Source organism: Halomonas colorata (assembly GCF_014897985.1).
GTDB classification, from domain to species: domain Bacteria; phylum Pseudomonadota; class Gammaproteobacteria; order Pseudomonadales; family Halomonadaceae; genus Vreelandella; species Vreelandella colorata.
On sequence record NZ_JABUZA010000056.1, the window covers coordinates 1 to 26684 of the forward strand.

Genomic DNA, 26684 nt, shown 5'->3' on the forward strand with positions numbered 1-26684 from the left:
TGACACCTGCTGACCGGCATCGAGGTGTCGACCGAGAACGTCTTGAGCACCGCAAAGCAGTTTATGAAAGTGCTAAGCGCCGACATCCACAGCGCTGGTCAGGCAACACCCGAAACTGGGAGATACCTGGCGCGGTATCGCTCAACCCTGGCAAGCTGCACGAAATCGAGCGTAATAAACAGGCTGCCTAGAGGCAGCCATTTGGACAACTGGGTTGAAAATCACCGGAGGCTAGAGGTCGTTTATTGGCAACTAAAGGCGATCATCGAACTATCCAAGCGCGGTTATACGGCTTGTGAAGTGAGCCATGTAGCCTTGCAGGCGATAATACTAAATACCCAAATTCAGCTTTAACTAACTGTATTTAATGTTTTATCGATTGAAATATTGCAGACTTGCAAACATTAGACGCCATCTTAAAAGCCTGGGTAAAATCCAGCAAGCGAACCATATAGCTAACATTCTCAAGGACCCACCATGACCCCCTGGGCCGTTCTGTGTTCGATTATTGTTTTATTAGCGTTGTTAATCAGCGGGCGCGTAAAGCCCGCTATTGCGTTTGTTAGCCTAGCCGCTGCTTTTTTGCTGTTAGGTTTTGTCGACACTTCAACCCTGCTCACCCAATACACTAATCCAGCGCTTGCAACACTGCTGCTATTGCTGCTGGTGTCACTGGCGCTTGAACGCTCCCCCCTGCTGGACTTGCTCTCACGCCACTTATTAAAGGGACAGCCTCAGTTTGCCATGGCGCGCTTAATGGGCAGCACCGCGGTGCTTTCTGCGTTTTTGAATAACACCGCCGTGGTCGCCGCCTTTTTAGGCGCCATTTCGCGCCAGCAGCGTATTGCACCTTCACGACTGCTGATCCCGCTCTCTTACGCTTCTATCTTGGGCGGCATCACTACGCTGGTAGGTACTTCCACCAACTTGGTCGTGAACTCGTTTAATTTGAGTGCCACCGGCAGCGAGCTGGGCATGTTCCAATTTAGCTTGGTGGGGATCCCGGTAGCGCTAATTACCCTATGCGTGCTGATGTGGCGCGCCAACGCTTTACCCCATCATCAGATGGAAGACACCAACGAGCAGCTTTCCTACTTTCTAGCGGCCGACCTGGAACCAGACTCTCCTCTGATTGGGAAAACAATCGAAGAAAACGGCTTGCGCAGCTTAGACGGGCTTTATTTACTTGAAATAGAACGACAGGGAAGACTCATAAGCCCTGTAGCACCAGATGAGCAGCTCCAAGCCAATGACACGCTTGTTTTCACGGGTGAAGTAAGCAAGGTACAAGCATTACAGCGCTTTCCAGGGCTACACCTATTTGGTCATCAAGCCGATCATCTGCTGGCGACTAACCTAGTAGAAGTAGTGATTTCCCATGAGTCTGAGCTTTCAGGTAGAACGCTGCGAAACGTAGACTTTCGCAGCATGTTCAGCGCCGGGGTGGTGGGCATAAGGCGGGGAGGGAAACGCTTAGAGGGGCAGTTAGGAAAAATCCCACTTCGCGTGGGAGACTGCTTACTGCTAGCGGTTAGCGCTGATTTTCGTCTACACCGCAATCTGGACCGAAACTTCCACTTGCTAAGCGGTAGTTTTACTCGGCCACAATTAAGTAACAAAGAGAGCCTGCTTAGCGTGGGCGGCTTCGCAGCGGTTATTGGATTAGCCACCACCAACGTGCTGCCTCTGTTCCACGGGCTGCTGGTACTATTGGGCGGGCTGCTGCTAATGAAAGTGATTAGCCTGGCAGAGCTGCGCCGCCGCTTCCCGTTTGAACTATGGCTAATTATTGGTTCGGCGTTAGCCATCGCTCAAGCGTTGGAAAACTCAGGCGCGGCCGGGTTACTAGCCACCGGCATGCAGAGCCTATTCAGTGGTTACGGTGTCTATGCCGCGTTTATTGGTTGCTACCTATTGACACTACTACTGACAGAAACGGTGACTAACAACGCCGCAGCTGCATTGGCCTTCCCCGTTGCCTGGAGCACTGCCCACGCTTTTGGTGCCGACCCGCTGCCGTTTGTGTTGGCCGTGGCATACGGCGCCAGTGCCTGCTTTTTAATCCCATTTGGCTACCAAACCCACCTAATGGTCTATTCACCAGGGCGCTATAAAATTACCGATTTCTTTAAAATCGGTTTACCGATCAGCCTTACCTACTCAGCTGCCGTTCTGGTCATTACACCACTGGTATTCCCGTTTTAGAGGCGTCTGACTAGTGCTGCCAGAACACCATCTGATTTACAAATGGTGTTATCTGGCTAATTTCCTCATACGTCAACCTTCATCAATCCGCCCCCTATAACCTGCTTAACGGTAGGGCGAATTCATACGGCGACCTGGTTTAACCCTAAAGATATTATGCAGCCGTTTCATCGATGCGGCGTGGGCTTAGCGGAAACCGCTGCCCGGTAGCGGCAATACGACATTGCACCGTATCAAGAGGAGACAGTTTTAACGGCACATGAAAGCCCACGTACCCGCCTCGGGGAGGCAGCAAGTGACACAACTCCTGACGAAGCTCTGCTGCGCGTACGGTGCTGGTTAGCTCATCATTGACCCACAGCTCGACTTCCAACGGCGCATCTTGCTCATCGGCCCACCAGGCCCAGCCACTAACCCCCTCGGCATTGGCCTCAACAAGGCAAGCATGCGCCCAGGGCTGATTCGACTTAAACATCGTATAGCGTGAGTCAAACAGTGCAGCGGCATACTGATAAAGCTCGATATCGCGTTTATTCAAGCGTTTGAGTTCTGCGACATCCTCTTTATCGAGCTGGTGCTGGTCCTCCAAGCGCGCTTTACCTCGGTTGTCTTCACGCTCGGGAATCTGAATCGAAAAGCGATCATTCAATACTTCCAGGCTTTCAGAATAACGTTCTGTTAAGCCTATAAACCCGATAGCCTCAACGTTCACGCCATTGAGAGCCCTACGCTGACGATTACGCATCGCCGGGTCTGAATAGAATTCCTTGAAGCTCCCTTTGTAATCCATATTCCTGACAAAATGCGCATATTCAGAGGCAATACGCTGCAGTGGTTCACGCAGGAAGGTAAGCGTATTTCCCGCCCCCCACAAAGAAACAAAGCGCTTAATTGGCACATGCCCCGAAATCATGGCGGGGTTATCAAGCGCCTGCCTGAACTGCCAGAAATCAGGTTGATCAGCATGTAGAAACTCTTTGGCGAGAGGAGACGTTACCTTGGAGTTCGCACCATAATCATAAACAATTCGCTCTGACGAAAAGTATTTTTCGGCACCCTGCCGAAAGCTTGTTCCAGCTGTTTTAGGTATATGCACAAAAAAAAGCGACATGAACTACATCTCCTTTATACAACGCCCACTGACACATTCACTTTCACGCCTAGTGGGCAAGGATTCATTTCTGAATGTGAATGCTTAAAATATTCACATTTCATATAGATAAGTTTGGCAGAGAACCTATGTCATCGCGCTTCGATTCCACAGGTGCCGGTGTTAAGTGAGCAATGAAATCAAATATCGGCATATTTAAGCCGTATAACGCATCTTGCGAAGTAGGAACAAAAGGCACCCGCTAATGGCTACCCCAGCCGCCCGAGCCATGTTAAGCAACTCCGGCAACGCTGCGCGCTGCTCCCGCGAGTGCGCCTAACGGCTTACCACGCGCTACGATTTTGCATAACACCACGCTTCGGCAACCACCCCGTAGCGCGTGGTAACATTTTGCGAGGCACGAGCAAATAAGGCACACGCGGGAGGCGGCTGCCAAGCCGCCCTGGCCGTGCCACCATGACATGCGCGCCGCATTACCCAACCCCAACAGCGCTAACCGCGCTGCTCCCGCAAGTGCGCCTATCGGCTTACTACGCGCTACGATTTTGCATAACACCACGCTTCGGCAACCAACCTGTAGCGCGTGGTAACGTTTTGCGTGGCACGAGCAAATAAGGCACCCGCGGAAGGCGGCTGCCAAGCCGCCCCGGCCGTGCCACCATGACATGCGCGCCGCATTACCCAACCCCGGCAGCGCTAACCGCGCTGCTCCCGCGAGTGCGCCTATCGGTTTACCACGCGCTACGATTTTGCATAACACCACGCTTCGGCAACCACCCCGTAGCGCGTGGTAACGTTTTGCGAGGCACGAACAAATAAGGCACCCGCGGAAGGCGGCTGCCAAGCCGCCCCGGCCGTGCCACCATGACATGCGCGCCGCATTACCCAACCCCGGCAGCGCTAACCGCGCTGCTCCCGCGAGTGCGCCTATCGGCTTACTACGCGCTACGATTTTGCATAACACCACGCTTCGGCAACCAACCTGTAGCGCGTGGTAACGTTTTGCGAGGCACGAGCAAATAAGGCACCCGCGGAAGGCGCCGGTACGGCGCCCAACTGCACTACTCTACGGTAACGCTCTTGGCTAAGTTACGCGGCTTATCAACATCAGTACCTTTCACTAATGCCACATGGTAAGACAGTAGCTGGAGCGCCACCACATGCAATACCGGTGAAAGCAGCCCGTAATGCTCAGGCATCATCAGCACGTTAACGCCCTCTGATGACTTAACGGCGCTATCGCCATCAGCAAACACATACAACTGGCCACCGCGAGCGCTGACTTCCTGCATATTGGCCTTAAGCTTCTCCAACATTTCATCGTTAGGCGCTACCACCACGACCGGCATTTCTGCATCAACAAGTGCCAGGGGGCCATGCTTCAACTCCCCTGCAGGATAAGCTTCCGCATGAATATAGGAGATTTCCTTAAGTTTAAGCGCGCCTTCCAAAGCAATTGGAAAATGGCGGCCACGGCCCAGGAACAACGCATGATGCTTATTGGCAAACTGCTGCGCCCAATCTTTAATGCTGGGCTCTAACGCCAGCACCTTTTCTACCGCAACAGGCAGGTGGCGCAGTTCATCCAGGTAAGCTTTTTCGTCACCTTCACTCAAACGCTGGTTGGCTTTAGCCAGCAGAAGCGTCAGTAAGAACAGCGCACTTAACTGCGTGGTAAATGCCTTGGTAGACGCCACACCAATTTCAGGCCCGGCACGGGTAATAAAGCGCAGCGCAGTTTCCCGAACGATGGCGGATTCAGGCACGTTACAAATGGAGAGCGTATGCGTATGCCCTAACGATTTGGCATGCTGTAGCGCGGCCAATGTGTCGGCCGTTTCGCCGGATTGGGAAATAACCACGACTAGCTGTTTAGGATTAGCAACACTCTGCCGATAGCGATACTCGCTGGCAATTTCCACATTGCAGGGAATACCCGCCACCTGCTCAATCCAGTACTTGGCGGTCATGCCCGCATAGCTTGACGTACCGCACGCCAGGATGAGCACCGAATCGACCTGTTCAAACACGGCCTGGGCCTCAGCACCAAAAATACCTGGCTGCAGTTGCCCTGCCCCACTGATCATTTCCAGTGTATTGCCCAGCGCCTGGGGCTGTTCGAACATCTCTTTCTGCATGTAGTGGTTATAATCGCCAAGCTCAACGGCATCGGCATTCAAGGTAGAGGTAACCACTTCACGCTGAGCGGGCTGGCCGATGCGATCGACCAGGGTAATGGAGTCACGGGTTAGCCGCGCCACATCGCCATTTTCCAGGTACATCATCTGCTTGGTAACAGAAAGCAGTGCTGACGCATCGGATGCCGCATAATGGCCATCTTCGGCGATACCCAGCATCAGCGGTGAGCCTTCGCGGGCCACCACTAGGCAATCCGGCTCTTCTTCGCTAATCACGGCCAGGGCAAATGCCCCTTTTAGATACGCCACGGCGCACTGCACAGCAGAAAAAAGACTCTCAGCCGGTTCGCCAATTTCACCCTTGAAGCAAGCCTGGATCAGGTGAGCAATGGTTTCCGTATCGGTATCGGAAGTAAACTCATACCCCAGGCCCTGTAACTGTTCACGCAAGGCTTCGTAGTTTTCGATAATGCCGTTATGTACTAGGGCCAAACCTGCGGAAATATGCGGGTGGGCATTGCGCACCGCGGGTACGCCGTGGGTAGCCCAACGAGTATGAGCGATTCCCAGCGTACCGCTAGCTCCCTGCTCGGCTACTTTAACTGCCAACTCCGCTACACGCCCCTTAGCACGGGCACGTTGTAACTTACTGTTTGGCTCATCTGATAACAGGGCAAGCCCTGCCGAATCGTAACCGCGATACTCTAAAGTGGATAACCCTGTGAGTAAAAAATTGGTACATTCCTTTGCGCTAACCGCGCCAACAATTCCACACATAAAAACAATCCTGCGGGTGATAGTTAATCAATCAGGGGATTAATAAAGAATAATCAGAAACAATGAAGAAAAATAACAAAACGCAGCCAACTGCAAAAAAAGAAGCAAAAAAATAGGTACTAAGTGCTTTATTTAAAAGCAATCAAGACTGGTCGGGTATTATTGGCTGGAACAATATCATCCTGGCAAAAACCGCGATATTCAAATCGCTGAAAGCCTTGCGTACTTAACATATCTTTAACACTTTCAATATCACAACCGCTATTACCTTCAAAACACAGTACCTTATCTGTCACTTTACCTAACAACCGATATAGAGCCTTGGGATTATTGACGTGACGTTCAATTGCCAATGCGAAAACAACATCATAATTACCTAGCGAGTCTGCCGTAAGCTTATCGACATCTGCTTGTTGAAACGTTAAGTGGTGTAAATTAGAATAGGCTGCAATGTCTTTAGCTAGTTCAACCTTTTCCAAATCAAACTCCACACCTAAACCTCGCTTGATCCTATAATTGCTAGCTTGTAGTAACATGGCGCCGTTATTACAACCTAAATCAAGTACAGAAGCACCATGCCATATATTGGAATCGATAGAAAATTGTTTAAAGCGCTCAGCAGCACTTCTCTGGGCATCTTTGCGATCAACCCTGAAATTCGGAGTGGCAAAACAACAATACACAATATCTTTACTTGACAGATTGTGTCTTCCATTTCTTTTCTTAAAAGAAGTAGAGTTAGATTTTAATCTATCCAAAAAAGTTTTTTTTAATAAAATGTTACTACAATTTAACAACACTTCCTCTAATGTCAACAAAACATCTTCAATTGTTCCACTAGCGTCTAAGTTTACAACTTCAACCCCTCTTTTTTGCAACACCGAAAGGGCCAGCTTATACATACCGGATGATTTATCGAGTAACTTTAATATAGCATTATCATCTTTGTATCTATAAGAATTAACAATTTTATCTCTTTCTTTATATCTAGACAGAATTTTTTGTGACGAGCAAGACATAAAAATAGCGACATCAGGCACTGGAACATTGCTAAAATACCATTCCGTAGCATCTAAATCCATATCCATACACGATAATATAGCAAAGGATTTATGTAAGAAGAACTCATCTTCAACAAAGACTTTACTTTGATCATCAACAGCCATTGAATAAAGCTTCCATCGAACATAATCTTTGGCAGTGGAAAACAACATCTGCATAGCTGATAACTTTTGTGTTGGCTTTACAGATGAAAGAGCAATTATCCTAATTACCCCGTTTATAAAATAATCAATATCAAAATAATCCAAATAAAAGCGGACATCTTCCTCACTAATTTTTGTGTCAGAAATAAAATGAGTAATTTTGTTTTTATTATTTTTAATGCACCTTTCCAACACTGTGCTTTTACCGACAGCAGAAGCACCAAAAATTTCTACATTCATATTATACACCCATGCTTATTGTAATTCTTCGCACTAAAAAAGACAGATCACACCTATTATGATTGATAATTAATTTCTGCAAAACCGTTATCATACATACTAGTTATATCCAACATCAATCTAGACCCAATGCGCAGTTCTTTATCGAGAGTCATAGCAGATTGGTATACTACCCTACTATTTAAACCAACAAAATCTTGTATTGCAGCATCCATTTCATTAAGAAGATTTGCTGCCCACATACCCATACGCTGCTCCCAGTAATACAAATCTAAAACATCATAGCCATAAAAATCCGTGTCGTAATTTGCCCTGTCAATGAAACCTGATATAGAGCTAAAAACGAAATCTTCAAAATCTGGACTTAACTTATCAACATTGAGCTTTTTGGTTAAATAAAGCTTTACTAGCGAAGTCACTATCTCGTCAACATTGAATTCGTAATTATTACGATTATAAAATCCACGGCATATTTCCCCACCTAACCCTCTAATGAACAATCCTTTCTCTATATTAGCTTGTTCACACATTTGTCCAGAAAGTGCAGAAACACCTCTATAAAGGCCAGAGTTAAATTTAGCTGAAATCATACTAAGAACAGCTTTTCGTTCACTTGGAAATCTTTTATTGTCTATATACTTATGAGGTAAATTTAAATAAACCTGCATTTTATCAACAGTTGGCTTTTCACTCTCTGGCAATCTAGTCCATGTTATTAATTTTGGCTTTTGATCGTAAAACTTTAATCCCGCAATAATTGCTCTACTATCGACTCCAGCCGTTAACCCTAAGATAGGGACATATTCTTTATGTTTTAAAAATAATGATGTTCTTTTGAAATAAGAATCAACCTTTCCCAGAAAATCCTCTAAGGATTCTGTCTTTGATTTTTCTCTAGGCCAAAACCTAGTCGTTTGAAAGCTATTCAAGTCGAGGAAATTGTTAGGTGACAAACCTTTTATTGATTGATACATTGTAGAATCGCCTGGCAGATAAACAGTACCTCTACGCTTATATTCTGGCGACTTAATAAATGCTTTTGCTTTTTTATCTAAAGGCTCGCCAATAACCTGAGCAACTAAGGTAGCATGTGAACCAATAACTTTCGCGTCAAGAGAGTAAAAAACAGTTCTTGAGCCAAAAGGATCACTCAAGATTAAATTCATCTTATCGCTAAATAGTAATATAGAAAAGCGACCTGATAGATAATCAAGAGCTTCCCAGTCGTTATTATCGACTATATTGAAAAGACAATCTTCAACAGACTGATCATTAAAAGAATTATAAATATCGCCTAACACTATTATTTTAGTGTTTTCTCTCAAAAAACTAACAACTTTTAGCAAAGGGTGAGTATATAAAAAACTATTATCAACCTCTTCTATATTCCAATTTTCAACAGTAGAGTCGGAAAATGACAATCTTTTATCTATGAGGAGAAAGCCAAACTTAAATAAAAAATCTGTTGCATCCAACGTAGCGTTAGAAGAATCACTATTCAAATAGAAAGAAAATTGTTTATAGCTAATTTTTTCCGAAACTACTTTTAACTCTTTAACAACCTTTTCAGGAATCTTTTCATTTTTCAATACAAACTTTTCATATATTTCAAGAAGAACCTTAAGCGAAATTGAAATTTCGCCTACATTATTTTTGTGCTTAGCATAAAGATATTTTAAACTCCAACCACCAGGATATTCATTAATTGCTTTCGAATATAACTCATCAACTTTTGCTTTACTAACCCCCCCCTTTTTATCTTCACTCAAAATTCTAAATATTTCCAAATAAAACTCTGACGAACTCTTTTTATCAGATGATAGAAACTTAGATATATCAGAATTACTTATTTCGATACTACTAGTAGGCTGAGGAGCATAAACTACTTTATAACTGCCCTCAAAAACATGGGATAATTTTTCATTTACATCTTTAGCAAGTTGTTTACTTTCAGGACCATGCCCCCTATCATCCGAATAAGTAAAAAACTTGAAAGCTGTTGACTCAATATTTCTTATCCTAGCTTGCAATTCTAAAAAGTGATTTTTGTAATGAAATGAATCTTTTGTATTTTGAAATATAGCAATCTTTGATTTGCTTTCTTTAATCAAAGTATCACTAATGGTCAATCTTTGTAAAATATTTTCATTAAGCGCCTCAACATCCTTAACATTAAACCCTATATTAAGATATCTTTTTACATGACGCTCATGATAATTCAAGGCATTGCATTGCGGGTTAAATGCAACAGCCTTTGACCCACTCAGTTTAAGACTTGCATAAATTGAAGCATAGCCCCCACCACTAGATCCCCAAAATATAATATTTTCTTTTCTTATATTAAAAACTTCTGCAAACCTATCGACTATAGATATAATTATTTCTAAAGGGTGCTCTGAATAATCGCCACCATACCACGCCAAACCCAATTTGGTGTCTAATTGCAAAGTAGGGTCTGAAAAGCTGAGCATATAACCATCAAACACATCGACCCAGCTCCACCTATCAAAATATGGCTCTCTATTTTTGTCTCTATCTTTAGCACCATGTAAAAACACGTATAGCTTTTCACTTTCCTCCCTAGACTTCCTAATTAAACCATAATACTTAAAGCATTTAGTTTTATAGTTAAATCTAGACATATAATCTATGTAAACTAAATCATCTAAATTGCTAATACAGTCAATTTCTATTGCATTCGTATTAAATATATCAATCTTATCCATGGAATACCTGATCAATGATCACAACAAAAATAACTAGCTATTACTATTAAGTAACAGCTAGCAAATCATTAAATTTCAATGCAAATGCATATTCTCTTTTATATCATCAATTGGAATATACGCCTGCTTAGGTATAGAGAATTTTCTATCAATATGAGGGAACGGCAAGTACACTTCACTTCTCTTAATCGATTCGTGCCAGCTTGTCCAAGCAGCTCGATATTCAAGCCGCGCTGGGGATAAGCCGTGCTCTACTGAAACACCATATTCGGGATTTGATGTTAAACTATCAGGAGAAGCTAAACAGATCATACTTGGAAATTTATAATATTTAAACTTATCACCAAGAATCTTTTTTGCTCTAGAAATCAACTCGGAATCGGCGCCAAATTTTGCGCAATCCCAGTAGCCTAAATTTTCTTTCAAAAATTTATTCTGATACATTGTTGAAATAGATGAACCGATTAATAGTCCTTCTCTACGAACTTCAATAGCCCCGTCCATTTGCATACGAAACATATAAGCCATGCTTGCTTTTACGTCGCCATCTTTTTTAATTAAATTAATATGTTTTTCGAAACGTTGTGGATGTGACCAGTCATCTGCATCTTGCCCTGTAATGTATTCTCCCCTAGCATAAGATAAAGCAATGTTTTTACTAACATATGGACCAACATTCTTTTTATTTTTTAATAAAACGACTCGTTTATCGTTTTTGGTTGTTTCATATGCAATCTTATATGTATCATCAGTACTGCAATCATCGACTACAATAAGTTGAATATTTCTCCATGTCTGATTAAGAATTGACTCAATAGATTTATTTATTGTTTTTTCGGAGTTAAATGCTGGCATAATTACCGTGATCAACTCGCCATCTATAGTATTTTTTTCGATCTCACTATCAATTTCTAAAAAAAAGTTTTCACCACTATTTTCTTTTTTAATAAATATAGAAGACATTCCACTTGGTTGAAACAAGCTTATATTGATTGCCTTAGCATAATCATTTCCACGTACGGCCTCACCAGCTGTTTCAACAGCCATTTCTATAATTGGATAAGTTTCGCGTACTGTTTTTGTACAAAATTGTGATAAATACTTGGCTTTTGAATTCTCATTATTTTTAAGTAAATTTCGCAAATGTATAGCGTTAGGCCTTATTTTATAATCTTTAATCTTACCAATTTCTAAATAATGTAATAAGGGATTTACATCATTATCTTTATCAAGAAAGCTTTCCTTATAAAAGGAGCCAGAAAAATTAGTGCTAGGATCCCTCCCCATATAAGCACCATATTTAAGATAATGCTCAATAGGATCCATTTTTAACATAGCTACGTCTTTATATTGTTCTAAATACCATTTCTTATTCAGTAAATTAGATTTTCTTACAAGTTCATAATGATTTCTGTTAATCTTCATAGTTTGTCCCTAATTATAAACGTACTTCATCCCTGCCTGAACTTTCGAGAACATTTTTCATATCAAGATATGTAGTCACACCTTTTCCCAGCTTATAAATACCACTACCCATTTGCTTAAATTCACTATGGGCCACGGCAATAATTACGGCGTCATACTCGCCTTCATTTAAATTAGGCACCATACTAACGCCGTATTCATGCTCGGCTTCTAACGGGTCTACCCATGGGTCATAGATATCAACATCCATACTGTAGGACTGAAGCTCGGTAATCAGGTCAATCACCTTGGTATTGCGAATGTCCGGGCAGTTCTCTTTAAATGTCATGCCCATGACCAGCACCTTGGCACCTTTGATCAGCTGGCCTTTTTCGATCATGGCTTTGATCAACTTGGATGCTACAAATCGTGCCATGCCGTCGTTGATTTCACGTGCTTTACGGATAATGTCGGGAATATGACCAACCGACATGGATTTATGCACTAGGTAGTAAGGGTCTACACCAATGCAGTGCCCGCCTACGAGGCCCGGTTGAAGCTTGATGAAATTCCACTTCGTTGCAGCTGCTTCAATGACATCGTTGGTATCAATACCTAAATGACTAAAAATCATTGAAAGCTCGTTTATTAACGCGATGTTTACATCACGCTGGGTGTTTTCAATAATTTTGGAAGCTTCTGCTACTTTGATGCTGCTGGCCTTGAAAGTACCTGCAGTAATGATGCTTTTATAGAGCTGGTCAACAAACTCAGCGATTTCTGGCGTGGAGCCAGAGGTCACTTTCATGATTTTAGAAACCGGGCGTTCTTTATCACCTGGGTTAATACGCTCCGGGCTGTAGCCTGCGTAGAAATCCTGATTGAACACTAACCCTGAAACTTGCTCTACCACCGGAATACAGTCTTCTTCTGTTGCACCGGGATAAACGGTAGATTCATAGATGACTACGTCGCCCTTATTGATCACGCGGCCTAGCAGCTCAGAGGCCTTTACCAATGGCGTTAAGTCAGGCTGGCGGTGATCATCAATAGGGGTGGGTACCGTCACGATGTAAACATTCGCTTCACGAATGTCATCTTCTACGCTGGTGAAGCTTAATTGGGGCGCTGATTTCAGGTCATCCGCCGTTACTTCACGGGTATTATCAATGCCTTCATTCAGTTCCTTGATACGGTGAGATTTAATATCGAAACCGATAGTGGAGTACTGCTTTCCAAATTCGATTGCCAGTGGAAGCCCTACATAACCCAAGCCAATTACTGCGATTTTAGTATCTTTCATATTGATCACTCTAAAATTTTAATAAACTAACTATTTTACTTTCGCTCGGCTTATCGTCCTACACTGACATACGTTATCCCCGCCTCTTTCGCCGCTAAAGGGCTAAACAAATTTCGGCCATCAATCACGACTGGTGTTTTCATCGCCTTTGACACGCCTTGTAAATTTACTGCCCTGAACTGTTTCCATTCAGTGCAAATCACCAGGGCATCAACGCCTTCAACTGCGTCTTCCATGCGCTCACATAACTTTAAATCATCACGATCGCCATAAATATGGCGTGTTTCAGGCATGGCTTCAGGGTCGTAGGCATACACTTGTGCACCTGCTTCCCACAACGACTCCATTAACACTCGGCTGGGCGCTTCGCGCATATCGTCAGTGTTCGGCTTGAAGGCTAAGCCCCATACGCCAATTTTTTTCCCTTTCAGCTCGCCATTAAATGCTTTGCTCAGTTTTTCAAACAAGGTGTGTTTCTGCCGTTCATTAATAGCTTCTACGGCTTCTAACATCTCAGCCCTGTAGCCTACTTGCTGAGCGGTACGGCTTAAGGCTTGTACATCCTTAGGAAAGCAGGAACCGCCATAGCCGCAGCCTGGGTAAATAAAGTGATACCCAATACGGGGGTCAGAGCCAATGCCTTGGCGCACCTGCTCAATATCCGCCCCTAAGCGCTCGGCTAAATTGGCCATTTCGTTCATAAAACTGATTTTGGTGGCTAACATGGCGTTAGCGGCGTATTTAGTTAACTCAGCGCTGCGTACATCCATAACCATGATCTTTTCACGGTTACGGTTATAGGGGGCATAGCATTCACGTATTAGCTTGATGGCTTTTTCGCTGTGAGTACCCACCACAATGCGGGCGCCACGCGTAAAGTCTTCAATGGCAGCGCCTTCCTTAAGAAACTCAGGGTTGGAGCAAACATCGTAATCCAGCTCGATCCCTCGCTCTTGAAGGGTTTGCGCTATCTTGGCTTGCACTTTTTCAGCCGTGCCTACAGGTACTGTTGATTTGTTGATGATGACCTTGTAGTCATCCATGTGACGGCCGATGGTTTCAGCTACCTGCAGCACATATTGCAGGTCGGCACTGCCATCTTCCCCGGGCGGTGTACCCACCGCAATAAACTGAAGCGTTCCAAAACGTACTGCTTCCTCGCTTTGCGTGGTGAAAGACAAGCGAGCGCTTTCTACATTCTGGCGTACCATCTGTTCCAGGCCCGGCTCGAAGATGGGGATAATACCTTCGTTAAGCCGGTCGATTTTGGCTTTATCGACATCGACACACATGACATGATGCCCCGCATCCGCCAAGCACGTGCCCGTTACCAAGCCAACGTAGCCGGTTCCAAAAATCGTAATATTCATTGTCTTGAGTTACCACTGTTCACGCGCTTACTTTAGATGCAAAAGCAAGCAGGAAAATTGCCGAATGTATCAATCAAAAGTGGGTGCATTAATGAACGCAACGCCTTGCCGGTCTTTTCCAGAAAGCTGAGGCGCTTGATTAATCGGCCACTTGATATCTAGTTCGGGGTCGTCCCAGCAAAGTGACACCTCGTCGCCTGGCGCATAGTAATCGGTACATTTGTACTGGAACTCTGCCTCTGCGCTGGTGACATAAAAGCCATGGGCAAAACCGGGAGGCACCCAAAGCATTTGCTTGTTTTCTTCACTTAGCGTGACGCCTACCCACTGACCAAAGGTGGGCGAGCTTTTACGCATATCTACCGCTACATCGAACACTTCGCCACGCGTAACGCGCACCAATTTGCCCTGGGGCTGGCTTAACTGGTAATGCAGGCCGCGCAAAATGCCCTGGGCCGATTTGCTGTGGTTATCCTGCACAAACTGGTAGTTACCGCAGTGGTCTTCAAATTCATTTTGGCGGAAGGTTTCCATGAAGAAGCCGCGCTCATCGCCGAATACTTTGGGGGTGAGAAGAACTACATCAGGTATGGCGAGTTTTTCGTAGTGCATGATTAAACCGTAAATGGTGAATAGTGAGTGGTGAATTGTGGGAATCGAGTGATGATAGCCACTGGCTTACCACTCACTCTTCACCACTTACTTCTTACCCTTCAATAGGCGCTGTAGGTATTGCCCATACTGGGTTTTGGCTAGCGGCTTGGCTAGCTCTGCCAATCGCTCATCGCTGATCCAGCCATTTTGCCAGGCGATTTCTTCCAGGCAGGCGATCTTGAGGCCTTGGCGGTGTTCGATGGTTTGCACGTATTGGCTGGCTTCCAGCAGGCTGTCGTGGGTGCCGGTATCCAGCCAGGCGAAGCCTCGGCCCAGGCGTTCAACACGCAAATTATCCTGTTGAAGATAAGCGTTGTTAACGCTGGTGATTTCCAGCTCCCCCCGCTCGGAGGGTTCAACCGCTTTGGCTATTTTAACAACATCGTTATCGTAGAAATAAAGGCCTGTGACGGCATAGGCTGACTTGGGCTTTTTAGGTTTCTCTTCGATCGAGATGGCCTTACCCGCTTCATTAAATTCCACGACGCCGAAGCGTTCTGGGTCTTTAACCAAATAGCCAAACACCGTGGCACCGCTGGGCTGTTCACTGGCGCGTTTTAGCTGCTCAGAAAAGTGCTGCCCGTGAAAGATATTATCGCCTAGTACTAAACAAACTGGGCTATTGCCTATAAATTCTTCACCAATGATGAATGCTTGCGCCAAGCCATCGGGGGTGGGTTGTTCGGCATATTCAAAATGCAGGCCGAAGTCTTCACCACTACCCAGCAGGTTTTGATATTGAGGCAGGTCTTCTGGCGTAGAGATAATCAGAATTTCGCGGATGCCTGCCAGCATTAATACCGAGATCGGATAATAGATCATCGGTTTGTCGTAAACGGGTAACAGCTGTTTGGATACACCGCGGGTAATGGGGTGCAGGCGCGTGCCGGAACCGCCGGCCAGGATGATGCCCTTTCTTTGTGAAGGGTTAGCTGTGAAGTGTGAGGAGTTCATATTAGTCATCCGTGAGTATTTCTGTGTAAAGCGTTAGTAGTGAGGCGTAAGGGCATCGACACCCTACTCATTTATCCTTCACTCTTCACAGTATTCGCGTAGCGTTAGTGCTAGCTGTTGTTGCCAAGTGGGTAGTATGACCCCGAGAGCCGCTTCAAGTTTCACCAGGCACATACGTGAATTGAGCGGACGCGTTGCAGGTGTTGGATACTCTATGGTGGGTATGCCAACAGTATTATCTGTTGTGATCGCTAGCTGTTCGTTAGCCTTACTGGCCTGTTTGAAAATTTCACATGCAAAGCCGTGCCAGCTGGTTTCACCCTGCGGCGCCAAGTGGTAGATGCCTTGTGGTATGTGAGTGGTGAATCGTGAGTGGTGAGTGGTGAGTGGTGAATTGTGGTGTGTAAATGCTAAAGCGGTTACTTGGGCGATTAGGCGCGCGGGGGTGGGTGCGCCTATTTGGTCATTTACGATGCTTAATGCTTCGCGCTCGCGGCCCAGGCGTAGCATGGTTTTCATGAAGTTATTGCCGCGTGCGGCGTATATCCAGCTGGTGCGAAAAATCAGATGGTTAGCGCCGCTTTCAGTGATGGCGTTATCCCCTTCCAGCTTGGTTTGGCCGTATACGCTTAGCGGGCCTGTGGGGCTGTCTTCTTGCCATGGCGTTTCGCCGTTGCCGGGGTATACGTAGTCGCTTGAGTAGTGCACCAGGGTAATATCTTGCTGGGCGGCGTATTGGGCCAGTTGCGCGGGTAGCTCTGCGTTTAAACGCCTTGCCTGCTCGGGTTCGCTTTCGGCTTTATCGACGGCTGTGTAGGCAGCGGCGTTGAGAATTAGAGCGGGTTGGTGCTTGGCAAGGTAAGTATCAACGGCTTTGGCGTTGGTTAAATCAAGTTCCTGGCGTGTAGGGGCCAGGATGTTGCCGAAAATGGCAAATTGGCGTTGGAGCTCGAAGCCGACTTGGCCGTTGCCACCGGTGATAAAAATATTCATAGAAACCTTTGTTCGCCACGGACACTCACGGAAGACACGGAAAAAACACAAGGTGAAAAAGTACGAATTCACTGCTTAGACGGCAATTCGCTTTATCCATGCTTTGGGATAAGTGAAATTTACCAGTAATCCTACAGATAAACCCGTAGCCCTTAGGTAGTTAATTAATTGAGGCTCAGCTGATGGTGGCAACTGTTGCTGTGCCTTTAGCTCAAGAATTACGCTATTTTCAACTACTAAATCGAGGCGATGTTCACCGACAAGATGTTGTTTATAATAAATATTAACGGGCTTCTCTATCTGCACGTAAAATCCAGAAGCTTGCAGTTCAATCGCTAAAGATTTCTGGTAAACACTCTCAAGAAACCCCGGACCCAACTGTCTGTTGACCTCGTAAATCGCGCCCCTGATCCGGTATGTTAGCGCTTCTTCTTTGAGCATGTGCACCTCATCATACTAGCCACTTACGCTGGCTGAATGCACAGGCAAGGCCTCAAAAAATCTTTGGGGTTGTCCGTGTTTTCCGTGAGCGTCCGTGGCTAATAGCCCTTACAAGCTACCCAAGCGTTGGCCTTGGTAGCTGCCGTCTTGTACGCGTTTCCACCAGGTCTCGTTGGCTAGGTACCACTGCACGGTTTTGCGCAGGCCGGTCTCAAACGTTTCTTCTGGTACCCATCCTAGCTCGCGCTCAATTTTTCCAGCATCAATGGCGTAACGTACATCGTGGCCTGGGCGGTCGGTGACGAAGGTTATTAGTTGTTTGTAAGTGGTGAATGGTGAATGGTGAATGGTGGGCGATGAAGCTTGGACGTCCTCGTCTGCTTTTAGGGGCACCAGTTCGTCCAGGATTTCACAGATGGTTTCCACTACGTGCAAATTCGTTTGCTCATTGTGGCCGCCGATGTTGTAGGTTTCACCTACGCTACCTTCGGTGGCGACCTTGATGAGTGCCCGTGCATGGTCTTCTACATACAGCCAGTCGCGGATTTGCTGCCCATCGCCGTATACGGGCAGCGGTTTGCCTGCCAGGGCGTTCAGGATCATCAGCGGGATGAGCTTTTCCGGGAAGTGGTACGGGCCGTAGTTGTTGGAGCAATTAGTCACTAACGTGGGCAGGCCGTAGGTGCGCTGCCATGCGCGTACTAAATGGTCAGAGCTGGCTTTACTCGCGGAGTAAGGTGAACTAGGCGCGTAAGGGGTTTGTTCGGTGAATAGTGAAAGGTGAGTAGTAAGTGGTGATGCGTTTTCCTGACTTTTAACTACTAGCGCTTCATTCTCAGCCAGGTCGCCATATACTTCATCGGTACTGATATGATGGAAACGGAACGCTTCGGCTTTTGGGGCATCTTGCTGCTGAAGGCTTTTCCAGTAAGCGCGGGCGGCTTCCAGCAGCACGGCGGTGCCTACCACGTTGGTTTGGATAAACTCGGCGGGGCCGTCGATAGAGCGGTCTACATGGCTTTCTGCTGCCAAGTGCATTACCACATCTGGCTGATACGTCTCAAATAGCCGCTGCATGGCCTGCGCATCGCAAATATCAGCTTGCTCGAAGGTATAGCGGTCACTGTTTTCAACAATGGCAAGCGATTCCAAATTACCGGCATAGGTAAGCTTGTCTATATTGATAACATTGTGTTGAGTATTTTGAATCAGTTCACGCACCACTGCAGAGCCAATAAAACCAGCGCCGCCGGTGATTAAAAAAGTTTTTATATCCATATTTTTCATTTACTTCGCGCTTATTAAACAGTGGCGTTCGGTGCGTGGCTTAAGCTGGCTTCTGCTTGGCGTTGCGCTCTTTTTCTTCCAGCGCCTCTATGTGCAGGCGTGCTTCTTTTGCGGCGGCGCCAGCAGTGTGTACTTCCTGTCTGGCGGCTTTAATTTGTTCCTTGGGCGCGTCCTCTTCCACTAAGTCGTTCAAGGTAGCTTGGGCGCCTTTCAAAATCTGATGGCATTCTGCCAGGTAGCGCCGTGCACCATTTACATCATTGGGTAAGTCGCTTTCACCGGCTTTTTTCTTAGCATCGACATCAGCGTGATAGGCAGCTATCGCTTCGTTAATATCGTCATACCAGTAAGCACTACCGCCTTTGAGATACAAACCAGCCTGGCAAAGATCTTTTAAGATGCCTTCCGAGTGAGACACCATAATCAAAGAGGCTTTGCCAATTTTAGATTCAAAAAGCGCTTTGGCTTTCGCTTTAAACGCGCGGTCGCCAACAGCAGTCGCTTCATCGGAAATATAGACATCAAAATCGAATGCCAGTGATAAGCCAAAGGATATGCGTGAGCGCATACCTGAAGAGTAAGTGCGGATGGGTTCGTCGAAGGCTTGACCTATTTCAGCGAAGTCCTCTACAAAATTAATAACGCGCTGGACTTCTTCAGGACTGCTGCCTTGTACGCGGGCCACAAACTTGGCGTTCTGGCGACCTGTCATACTGCCCTGCATACCGCCTGAAAGGCCAATGGGCCATGAGACGCGGCTATGGCGAATAACTTCCCCACGCTCGGGTGAATCCATACCCGCGATTAGACGCAAAAGTGTAGATTTACCGGCGCCGTTGGCACCGATCAAGCCTACCCCTACCCCGGTTGGGATAGTGACGTTGATATCTTTAAGCACCCAGTCGCTGCCATGGTGGTTGTGGTAGCGCTTGTAGAGGTTCTTGATTTCGATCATTTTGGGTTCGTGAGTGGTGAATGGTGAGTGGTGAATTGTGAGTGGTGAATTGTGAATAGACGTTTTGTGCAATAGATCATTATCACCGACTCTTTAAATGTTTGATCAGGCCGCCTAGCTGGGCTGAGGCTTGGTTAATTGCTGATAACGTGACTGATATATTTTCTAAATATTTAAGGCGCTGAGCGATAAGTAATTGGGTTTCTAGTTCACTGAGAGAGCCTTGAGATATATAGAGAAAACGAATGAATTCTTGTGTGCTTCCTCTAGCTGCACCTTCTGCAATATTGCTGGGAACAGAAACAGCGCAGCGGCGCATTTGGCTGATGAGCCCATAGCGCTCGTCGTCTGGGAATAGTTTGGTTATACCGTAGACCTGTTCAACCAGATCCATCGCCTGCTGCCATACACGCAACTCTTGATGCTTCCTCATCCCCCCTCCACTCACCATTCACCATTCACTATTCACTATTCACTATTCACTATTCACTATTCACTATTCACAATTCACCATTCACTATTCACAATTCACCATTCACTACTCACCATTCACTACTAACCACTTCCACGTCTTTGCCTTTACGTGCATATAGCGCTTCTAGATCACTCTTGAGCGCTTCACGAGCACCTTGATCGCCGTGTACCAAGCGTATGGTGTGGGGCCAGCGGTGCATGCGTTTTACAAAGTTGAGCAAATCTTGCTGATCGGCGTGGGCGGAGTAGCCGCTAATGGAGGTAACTCCGGCTTTAATGTCTATTCGTTCGCCGTCGATTTCCACCCAGCCGCCTTTTGGGCCGTATTGCTGAATATCACGCCCTGGGGTGCCTGCGCCTTGGTAACCTACAAACAGCACTTGATGGCGGGCGTCGCTTAGCATGGCTTTTAGGTAGTTCATGATGCGCCCGCCTGCACACATACCGCTGGCAGCAATGACGATGGCGGGCCTGCCTGTTTTGGCTAAGTACTCAACCGTTTGCTCGTGCTCTGCATGGCTATCTACCGTGTAGAGGTTAGCGAAGTTGAGCGGATGACGGCCGCTGGCCAAGCGTGTCTGCGCCTCTTTATCCCAAAAGGGTTTTAGCTCCCGGTAAACCTTGGTAAAGCGTGCGGCTAGCGGTGAATCAACAATTACTTCCAGATCCTTCCACTGGCCTTTTTTAGCGCCAGCAATAATACCTTCGAGCTCGTAGAGCAATTCTTGAGTACGGCCAATGCTGAATGCGGGCACCATTACGGTGCCGCCGTTAGCCAGGGCGTGTTCTATCGCATTTTTTAATACTGCTTGGCGCTGGCGGCGGTTAGGGTGAGTGCGGTTGCCGTAGGTGCTTTCCAGCACTAGCTGATCGCAACCATGCGGTGATTGCGGCGCTGGTAACAGCGGTGCGTGAGGGGCGCCTAGGTCGCCAGAGAACACCACGCGTTCCTTTTCGCGGGTTGCAGCATCCTGATAAGCCACTTCAACGTAGCAAGAACCTAAAATGTGCCCTGCTCGCTTAAGTTTTATGCGCGTTGTGCCGATAGGATCATTAACAACATCGTGCCATTTGTCGTAGGGCACGCTAATAATCTGCGATTCGAGTTGGGCCTGGAAACGGTTTATGAGATCAGCATTGCGGGTAAAGCCAATTTTAAGCGCGTCTTCAATGACCAGCGGCAGTAGTTTGGCAGAAGGCTCGGAGCAAATAATAGGCCCTTTAAAGCCCGCCGCCAGTAAATACGGCAACCGCCCTACGTGGTCAATATGCACGTGGGTGATGACTAGGGCTTTACCCGTTGCGATATCGAATTCGATTTGTAGCTGTTCGAAGCTGTCTTTGGCGGCGTCTTCGCCTTGGAAGAGGCCGCAATCGATAAGAAGTGAATGCTCGCTGTTGAGTATCAGCTGGTGACAGCTGCCTGTAACACCGGTAGCGCCGCCATGGTGGAGAATATCGAGCATGAAGCTCCTTCGTTTTGATCAGTTACGTGGCCGTATCTGGAAGCCGCTGCGCGTCTTCTCCCGCGGGTGCCTCATTCGCTCGTTCCTCGCAAATTCGTTACCACGCGTTACAAGTACACAGACCCAATCGGTTGTGTGAATAATTTCGTAGCGCGGCGGCGGTTCGGGCTGGAAACAGACGAATTCCGGTTGTCTCATTCGCTCCCCCCCGCGAATTCGTTATCACGCGTTACAAGTACACAGACCCAATCGGTTCTCAAATGATTTTGTAGCGCGGCGGAGGTCCGGGCTGGAAACAAACGCTTTCCGGTTGTCTCATTCGCTCCCCCCCGCGAATTCGTTACCACGCGCTACGAAATCTCACCACTCACCACTCACCACTCACCACTCACCACTCACCACTCACCACTCACCACTCACCACTCACCACTCACCAATTCTAGTCTCGGTGATCTTTCACAATCATGATAATCATGCTGAGAATAAACGCGAGGAAGATAGTGATAATGGCGAAAACCGTGCTGTTGTAGAGGCGGTTGGGCTCGGTGGGGTACTCAGGGAACAGCGGGCTTTGCAGCACACTTACCTGTTTCAGTTGGCGTGCGGCTTCAAGGCGGGTGTTTTCCAGAGCGGCTAATGCGCTTGAATAGGTTTCCTGAGCGAACTGGGCCTGAAGCTCCAACGTTTCATATTCAGCGGAAACACGGTTAAGGGCACCGCCTGCGGCTTGGGCCAAGCGTTCACTTTGCTCGCTGATTTGATCGCGTAGCGCGGTGATGTTGCGCTCTACCTGGCGCAGCTCGGGTGATTGCGAGCTTTGGAAGCTGGCGAGCGCATCTCGCTGTGCTTGTAGGCGGGCAAGGTCGCCTTCCAGCGTGGCCACTACCTGGTTAAGGCTTTCCACGGTGGCTGTGGGCGAAACCAGACCATACTCATTTTGAAAATCCAGCAGCTCGGCACGTGTTTCTTTGAAGCGATCTTCTAAGCGTACCATTTGCTGCTCAAGAAACTTGACTTGCTCTTCCGCTAGGCGATGCCCCATCTGGTTCATGTGGTCCTCACCAGCTTCTAGCAGCATTTGCGCCATATCGTGGGCAAACTCTGGCGTGTAGGCTTGCACCTCAACGTTGAGTACACCTGCATATTCATCTAATTCAATATTTACCCGACGAAGATAGTATTTGTGCAGGTCTTCAATCGGCGCATCGCGATTAAGCAGCTTGGCAAAAATATCGCCGTGATCACTGTAGTGTTCGCGAAAACCGAGCGCGTCATCCAAATAGCGCAGCATATCTACTGAAAGTAAATGTTCGCGAAGCAGTAATAGATCATGGGTATTGCCACTGCCCCCGCTACCCATTAATGAAGCAAAACTGATTTCCGGTGTGGCTACCTGAGGGCTTTCCAATACAACGGTAGCTTGGGAAACATACCGTGCTTGCGCCCATACAAACCAATAGAAGGTAACCAGTAGAATTGCGAGGATAGCAATAGCCCAATGGGGCGATTTAGTAACAAAACGGCGTAGTGACGATTGCATGGATTAACTTGCCTTTAAACGATCAATAAAGCGCAGATGCATCAAAAGCCCAACGGCAATGAGCGACAGCGTAAATAGCCAGAGATAGAGCATGCTGGTGCCTGGAACCACATGGTAATTTTCAAAGAAACCTAAACGAAGGGTTTCCAAACCGTGGGGGATAGGGTTGAGCATCAGGTATTCAAGTAGCCAGTGTGGCAAACTGTTTAGCGGTAAAATAACGCCGGAAATTATCAGCAACGGCAAGGAAATCATACGTATCACTCGACCAATTTCAGGGACTAGTGTTGCGGCTACCGAGGTTATTAATCCTAAGCCTAAGCCCAAACTCCATAACGAAAACCAAGCCGCCATTACTCTTATAGCATTATCAGGGTACATATCCTGGCCAAGCATCAGCCCACCACTAATAAATATCAGGAAAACAAAGCTACGCAGCGCACCTTCAAGAAAGCTACGCACTAGCACAGGATCTACGGGTTGTACTTGGCGATAGGCAAACAATGCCTTATTGCCATTTACTGCCCCCATACCTTGCATCATACCTTCACGTACAAGATAAAAACCCATTAACCCCGATATTAGCCATGGAATAAACTCTGCATTTACTACTAGCTGGTCACCACGAATAAAACTGCGAATGCCTACCATAATGGCGACCATTGCTACCGGTTCAAAAATCATCCAGAACCAGCCCATGCGATCGGCCATGGTGCGCGAAATGGCTTCGCGCATAAACATGGCGTACCACACGCTGCGGGTTACTTGCCAGGACGAACGGGCGCCACGGGGTGCCGTTGGGTTATCGGCCATTGGGGTGTGTCCTACGTTTGTTACTTATGCAGGTTTGGGGCGGCTAGCGCCGCCCACCCGCGGGTGCCTCGCTACGCTCGTTACCACGCGCTACAAGGCCCCGCACTTACCATTTACTATTAACTACTCACCACTCGCCACTCGCCATTCACCACTAACTACAAATCAACGGCTACACGGGTGGCAACGGCTACTTGATAAAGGATCTGCGTGAGTGTGGCAGCTAGCTGCAGGTTGTGCGTAGGCGCGGCGGGCATGACGAGGATCTCATCGCCTGGGCGCAGGTTCACCTTGCGGGCGTTTTCTACCGCACCGTTTTGACGAACGATCAGAATGTGGTCTTCATCAGCCCGCTGGGTGAAGCCACCGGCGCTTTCGATATAGTCGATTACGTTCATGCCCGGGCGATATACGGCGGCTTGGGGCACTAGCACTTCGCCGCTTATCAGCATTGAGTCGCTAATTTCAGGAATGGTGATCACATCGCCGTCTTGCAAACGAATATCCGAAATGCGGCCATCGTACGCCACGACCATCCGCCCGCTGGGCTCAAGCTCGCGGGCACGCTCAACAAAGTTTTGAATCAGCTCAGCTTCTTGAGCACGCACCTGGGCTTCTTCATTGGTGCTGGAAGGAGCGCTTAGGTAGGTGGTTTCCAAACGGCGCAGACTGTCTTCCATCGACTGCTGCTGCTGCTCTTTGACGCTTTCGCGCTGCAGGGAAATACTCTCTACCGCCGTCATGCGCTCCGGTACGGCTATTGCATCCAGCAATTCGCTTAAGCGGGCATTGCGGGGTAGCGCATAACGCGATGGGCCATAGTAGCTGCCTTCCACTTCGACCACGATGGTTTCGCTGCGCTGGTCGGCGCTGAACATGACTTCATCACCGCTGCGAATGGTCTGGCCATAGAACATGTCGATCGGGAAATATTGTGCAATGGGGCCGCTTTCTCGGTTGCCACGCAGCAACACGTGAGAAACCCCACTTTTTAATCGCGCCAGGTTAACAAGCTCGGCACCGCTTAACTGGTTGCCCAATAGCTCGTAACGGTGTTCACGGTGCACATCGCCACCCACCGCAATCGCGGGGCCGCGTTCTTCGACCACAATGGTGTCGCCATCCTGGAACTGCGGGCGGGCAATAGTGCCGTTTATCAGGAAGTCGTAGAGGTCGACGGTGGCTACGCTGCGCTCATTACGCATGACGCGAATTTGGCGGTAGCTGCCCAGGTCCTGGTCAATACCGCCCGCCTGGTCGAGGAAATACAGCAGGGAGTCATTGGGGGTGCCAGCGTAACGGCCGGGGCTATCCACATAGCCGGTTACAAATACGGCCACGGGCTGAACGCCCTGCAGGTTGGTGTAAACCTCGACGTTGTCCGGATACACCGAGGTAATCGCGCGGCGCACGCTGTTATCTACCTGCTGGCTATTTTGACCTTCAATGTTAAGCGGGCCTGAACCGGGTATAAAAATATTGCCTTGGGCGTCGACCGGGAGTACGCGGTCAAACTCAAACGCGCCCCAGGCGCGTACGGTTACCTGATCGCCCGGTTTCACTTGGTAATCTGAGTTCAGGCCATCGCCCATCGCGCCACGAAACCCACCTGTAAACAAGTTGGCGCCAAACGGCGGCAATGCATCCGGGTTTTGCATGGGCGCTGACACGGGGCCATAGGTGCCGCTGCGCCAGTCGGCTCTGGGCGTATCGTTGACCTGTTCTTGCTGAGCGCGGGCCTGGTCTTCAGGCAGAATGGTATTAGGTAGGCTAATGCTTTGCGCCCAGCTAGCACTGCTTAATGCACTGCCAATTAAGGCAAAAGATAGAATAGCTAAAGGGCGCTTGGGTGAAAATCGCTTAAATAGGCGTGAAACGTTCATTAATAGCGCCCTTGTAATGGAGTATCCGTTTGGGTAATGGCACGTTGATTCACCCAGCCGTTAGGTGTTTCGCATACTAATGCTGAACGAGCGCTACTGCCTGCTTCTACAACCCGCAGTTTTCGGCATTCACGACCGCTCGCCGCCAGGTACGATGCATCGGCGACGACTTCAACATTATTACCCCAGGGGCTTGTGACCAGGTTAATCACGGAACCGGCAGGTGCCTGAGAAAGAAAGCCATTCAGGGTGTCATCGTTCAATAGCTTGGCAGGGTCATTATTTAGTACGTATTGCGCTTGCTGCTGAGTGCCGTTCGGGTAGGTAGCGCAACCGCTAATCACGGCAACGCTAAACGCGACCAGCAGCATACGAGCCGGCCGTGCCATCGATAAAGAGGTATTTGACATAGTGATAATTCCAGAAAAAAGGCACGCTACCGCCCAGGGATTAATACGGGCGCATTCCCTTGCCCTATCCTTTTGCGGGATGAAAGCTGGCCAAACCCCTACTGTAAAAAAGCCAGCCGCCATTGTAGGGGATTCGCGAGTGAGTCTCCATACCAATAAGCCACCACGATTTTCTATTTAGGGGTGACTTACTAACGAGCCTATGCTCGTGTTTACATTTGGCCCATTACTAAGCAATGAATCTCTTGAAATACTTATGGAGGCTCTGAAAAAGTCTCTGCCTTCAGCGATAATACGAACATCGTCAACTGCATAGGGTTCAGTGCTGCCATGGA

At 47.5% G+C, this 26684-nt stretch carries 20 protein-coding genes and 1 pseudogene; 2 read left to right on the forward strand and 19 right to left on the reverse strand.

What is annotated here, in order from left to right; translation table 11 throughout:
- Positions 1-191: pseudogene (locus INT33_RS19070) on the forward strand (IS3 family transposase); the annotation flags it as partial.
- Between the two features lie 286 nt (positions 192-477).
- On the forward strand, positions 478-2205 hold the full coding sequence (locus INT33_RS19075; protein ID WP_193092733.1) for an SLC13 family permease: 1728 nt from the start codon (positions 478-480) through the stop codon (positions 2203-2205).
- Between the two features lie 154 nt (positions 2206-2359).
- On the opposite strand, the gene INT33_RS19080 is transcribed toward INT33_RS19075, so the two are convergent.
- The 19 genes from INT33_RS19080 to INT33_RS19170 form a co-directional block, all read right to left on the reverse strand.
- Entirely contained in the window at positions 2360-3316 is a 957-nt protein-coding gene (locus INT33_RS19080; RefSeq protein ID WP_193092734.1) for a sulfotransferase family 2 domain-containing protein, read from the reverse strand.
- Between the two features lie 1061 nt (positions 3317-4377).
- A complete protein-coding gene (glmS, locus tag INT33_RS19085) occupies positions 4378-6231 on the reverse strand; it encodes a glutamine--fructose-6-phosphate transaminase (isomerizing) (protein WP_193092735.1) in 1854 nt (617 codons plus the stop codon).
- A gap of 128 nt (positions 6232-6359) precedes the next feature.
- On the reverse strand, positions 6360-7676 hold the full coding sequence (locus tag INT33_RS19090; protein WP_193092736.1) for a class I SAM-dependent methyltransferase: 1317 nt from the start codon (positions 7674-7676) through the stop codon (positions 6360-6362).
- Between the two features lie 56 nt (positions 7677-7732).
- A complete protein-coding gene (locus INT33_RS19095; RefSeq protein WP_193092737.1) occupies positions 7733-10402 on the reverse strand; it encodes a hypothetical protein in 2670 nt (889 codons plus the stop codon).
- 75 nt (positions 10403-10477) lie between these two features.
- The gene (locus tag INT33_RS19100; protein WP_193092738.1) at positions 10478-11827 is read right to left on the reverse strand and encodes a glycosyltransferase family 2 protein; all 1350 of its coding nucleotides are present in this window, start codon (positions 11825-11827) and stop codon (positions 10478-10480) included.
- A 13-nt stretch (positions 11828-11840) separates the two neighbouring features.
- Positions 11841-13109, reverse strand: a complete 1269-nt coding sequence (locus INT33_RS19105) for a nucleotide sugar dehydrogenase (protein ID WP_226940272.1) — start codon at positions 13107-13109, stop codon at positions 11841-11843.
- Positions 13110-13159: 50 nt separating this feature from the next.
- On the reverse strand, positions 13160-14479 hold the full coding sequence (locus tag INT33_RS19110; protein WP_193092740.1) for a UDP-glucose dehydrogenase family protein: 1320 nt from the start codon (positions 14477-14479) through the stop codon (positions 13160-13162).
- A gap of 69 nt (positions 14480-14548) precedes the next feature.
- Complete coding sequence (gene rfbC, locus INT33_RS19115; RefSeq protein WP_193092741.1) at positions 14549-15091, reverse strand: dTDP-4-dehydrorhamnose 3,5-epimerase; 543 nt, start codon at positions 15089-15091, stop codon at positions 14549-14551.
- Positions 15092-15178: 87 nt separating this feature from the next.
- Positions 15179-16087 carry a glucose-1-phosphate thymidylyltransferase RfbA gene (gene rfbA, locus INT33_RS19120; protein ID WP_193092742.1) on the reverse strand — a complete coding sequence of 303 codons (909 nt, stop codon included), beginning with the start codon at positions 16085-16087 and terminating at the stop codon, positions 15179-15181.
- Between the two features lie 78 nt (positions 16088-16165).
- Positions 16166-17080, reverse strand: coding sequence for a dTDP-4-dehydrorhamnose reductase (rfbD, locus tag INT33_RS19125; protein WP_193092743.1), 915 nt, complete (start codon positions 17078-17080; stop codon positions 16166-16168).
- A 75-nt stretch (positions 17081-17155) separates the two neighbouring features.
- Positions 17156-17521, reverse strand: coding sequence for a GxxExxY protein (locus INT33_RS19130; protein WP_193092744.1), 366 nt, complete (start codon positions 17519-17521; stop codon positions 17156-17158).
- Between the two features lie 108 nt (positions 17522-17629).
- Positions 17630-18799, reverse strand: a complete 1170-nt coding sequence (rfbB, locus tag INT33_RS19135; RefSeq protein ID WP_193092745.1) for a dTDP-glucose 4,6-dehydratase — start codon at positions 18797-18799, stop codon at positions 17630-17632.
- Between the two features lie 49 nt (positions 18800-18848).
- Entirely contained in the window at positions 18849-19763 is a 915-nt protein-coding gene (locus INT33_RS19140; RefSeq protein ID WP_193092746.1) for an ABC transporter ATP-binding protein, read from the reverse strand.
- Positions 19764-19845: 82 nt separating this feature from the next.
- Positions 19846-20196 (reverse strand): four helix bundle protein, encoded by a 351-nt coding sequence (locus INT33_RS19145; protein ID WP_193092747.1) that lies wholly within the window; start codon positions 20194-20196, stop codon positions 19846-19848.
- 109 nt (positions 20197-20305) lie between these two features.
- Positions 20306-21703 (reverse strand): MBL fold metallo-hydrolase RNA specificity domain-containing protein, encoded by a 1398-nt coding sequence (locus INT33_RS19150; RefSeq protein WP_193092748.1) that lies wholly within the window; start codon positions 21701-21703, stop codon positions 20306-20308.
- Positions 21704-22142: 439 nt separating this feature from the next.
- A complete protein-coding gene (locus INT33_RS19155) occupies positions 22143-23243 on the reverse strand; it encodes a chain-length determining protein (RefSeq protein WP_193092749.1) in 1101 nt (366 codons plus the stop codon).
- 3 nt (positions 23244-23246) lie between these two features.
- A complete protein-coding gene (locus INT33_RS19160) occupies positions 23247-24056 on the reverse strand; it encodes an ABC transporter permease (RefSeq protein WP_193092750.1) in 810 nt (269 codons plus the stop codon).
- 158 nt (positions 24057-24214) lie between these two features.
- Positions 24215-25939, reverse strand: a complete 1725-nt coding sequence (locus tag INT33_RS19165) for a polysaccharide biosynthesis/export family protein (protein WP_193092751.1) — start codon at positions 25937-25939, stop codon at positions 24215-24217.
- Positions 25939-26349: a DVU3141 family protein gene (locus tag INT33_RS19170; RefSeq protein WP_193092752.1), complete on the reverse strand. Its 411-nt coding sequence runs from the start codon at positions 26347-26349 to the stop codon at positions 25939-25941. The genes INT33_RS19165 and INT33_RS19170 overlap by 1 nt, the downstream gene beginning before the upstream one ends.
- Positions 26350-26684: the final 335 nt, after the last annotated feature.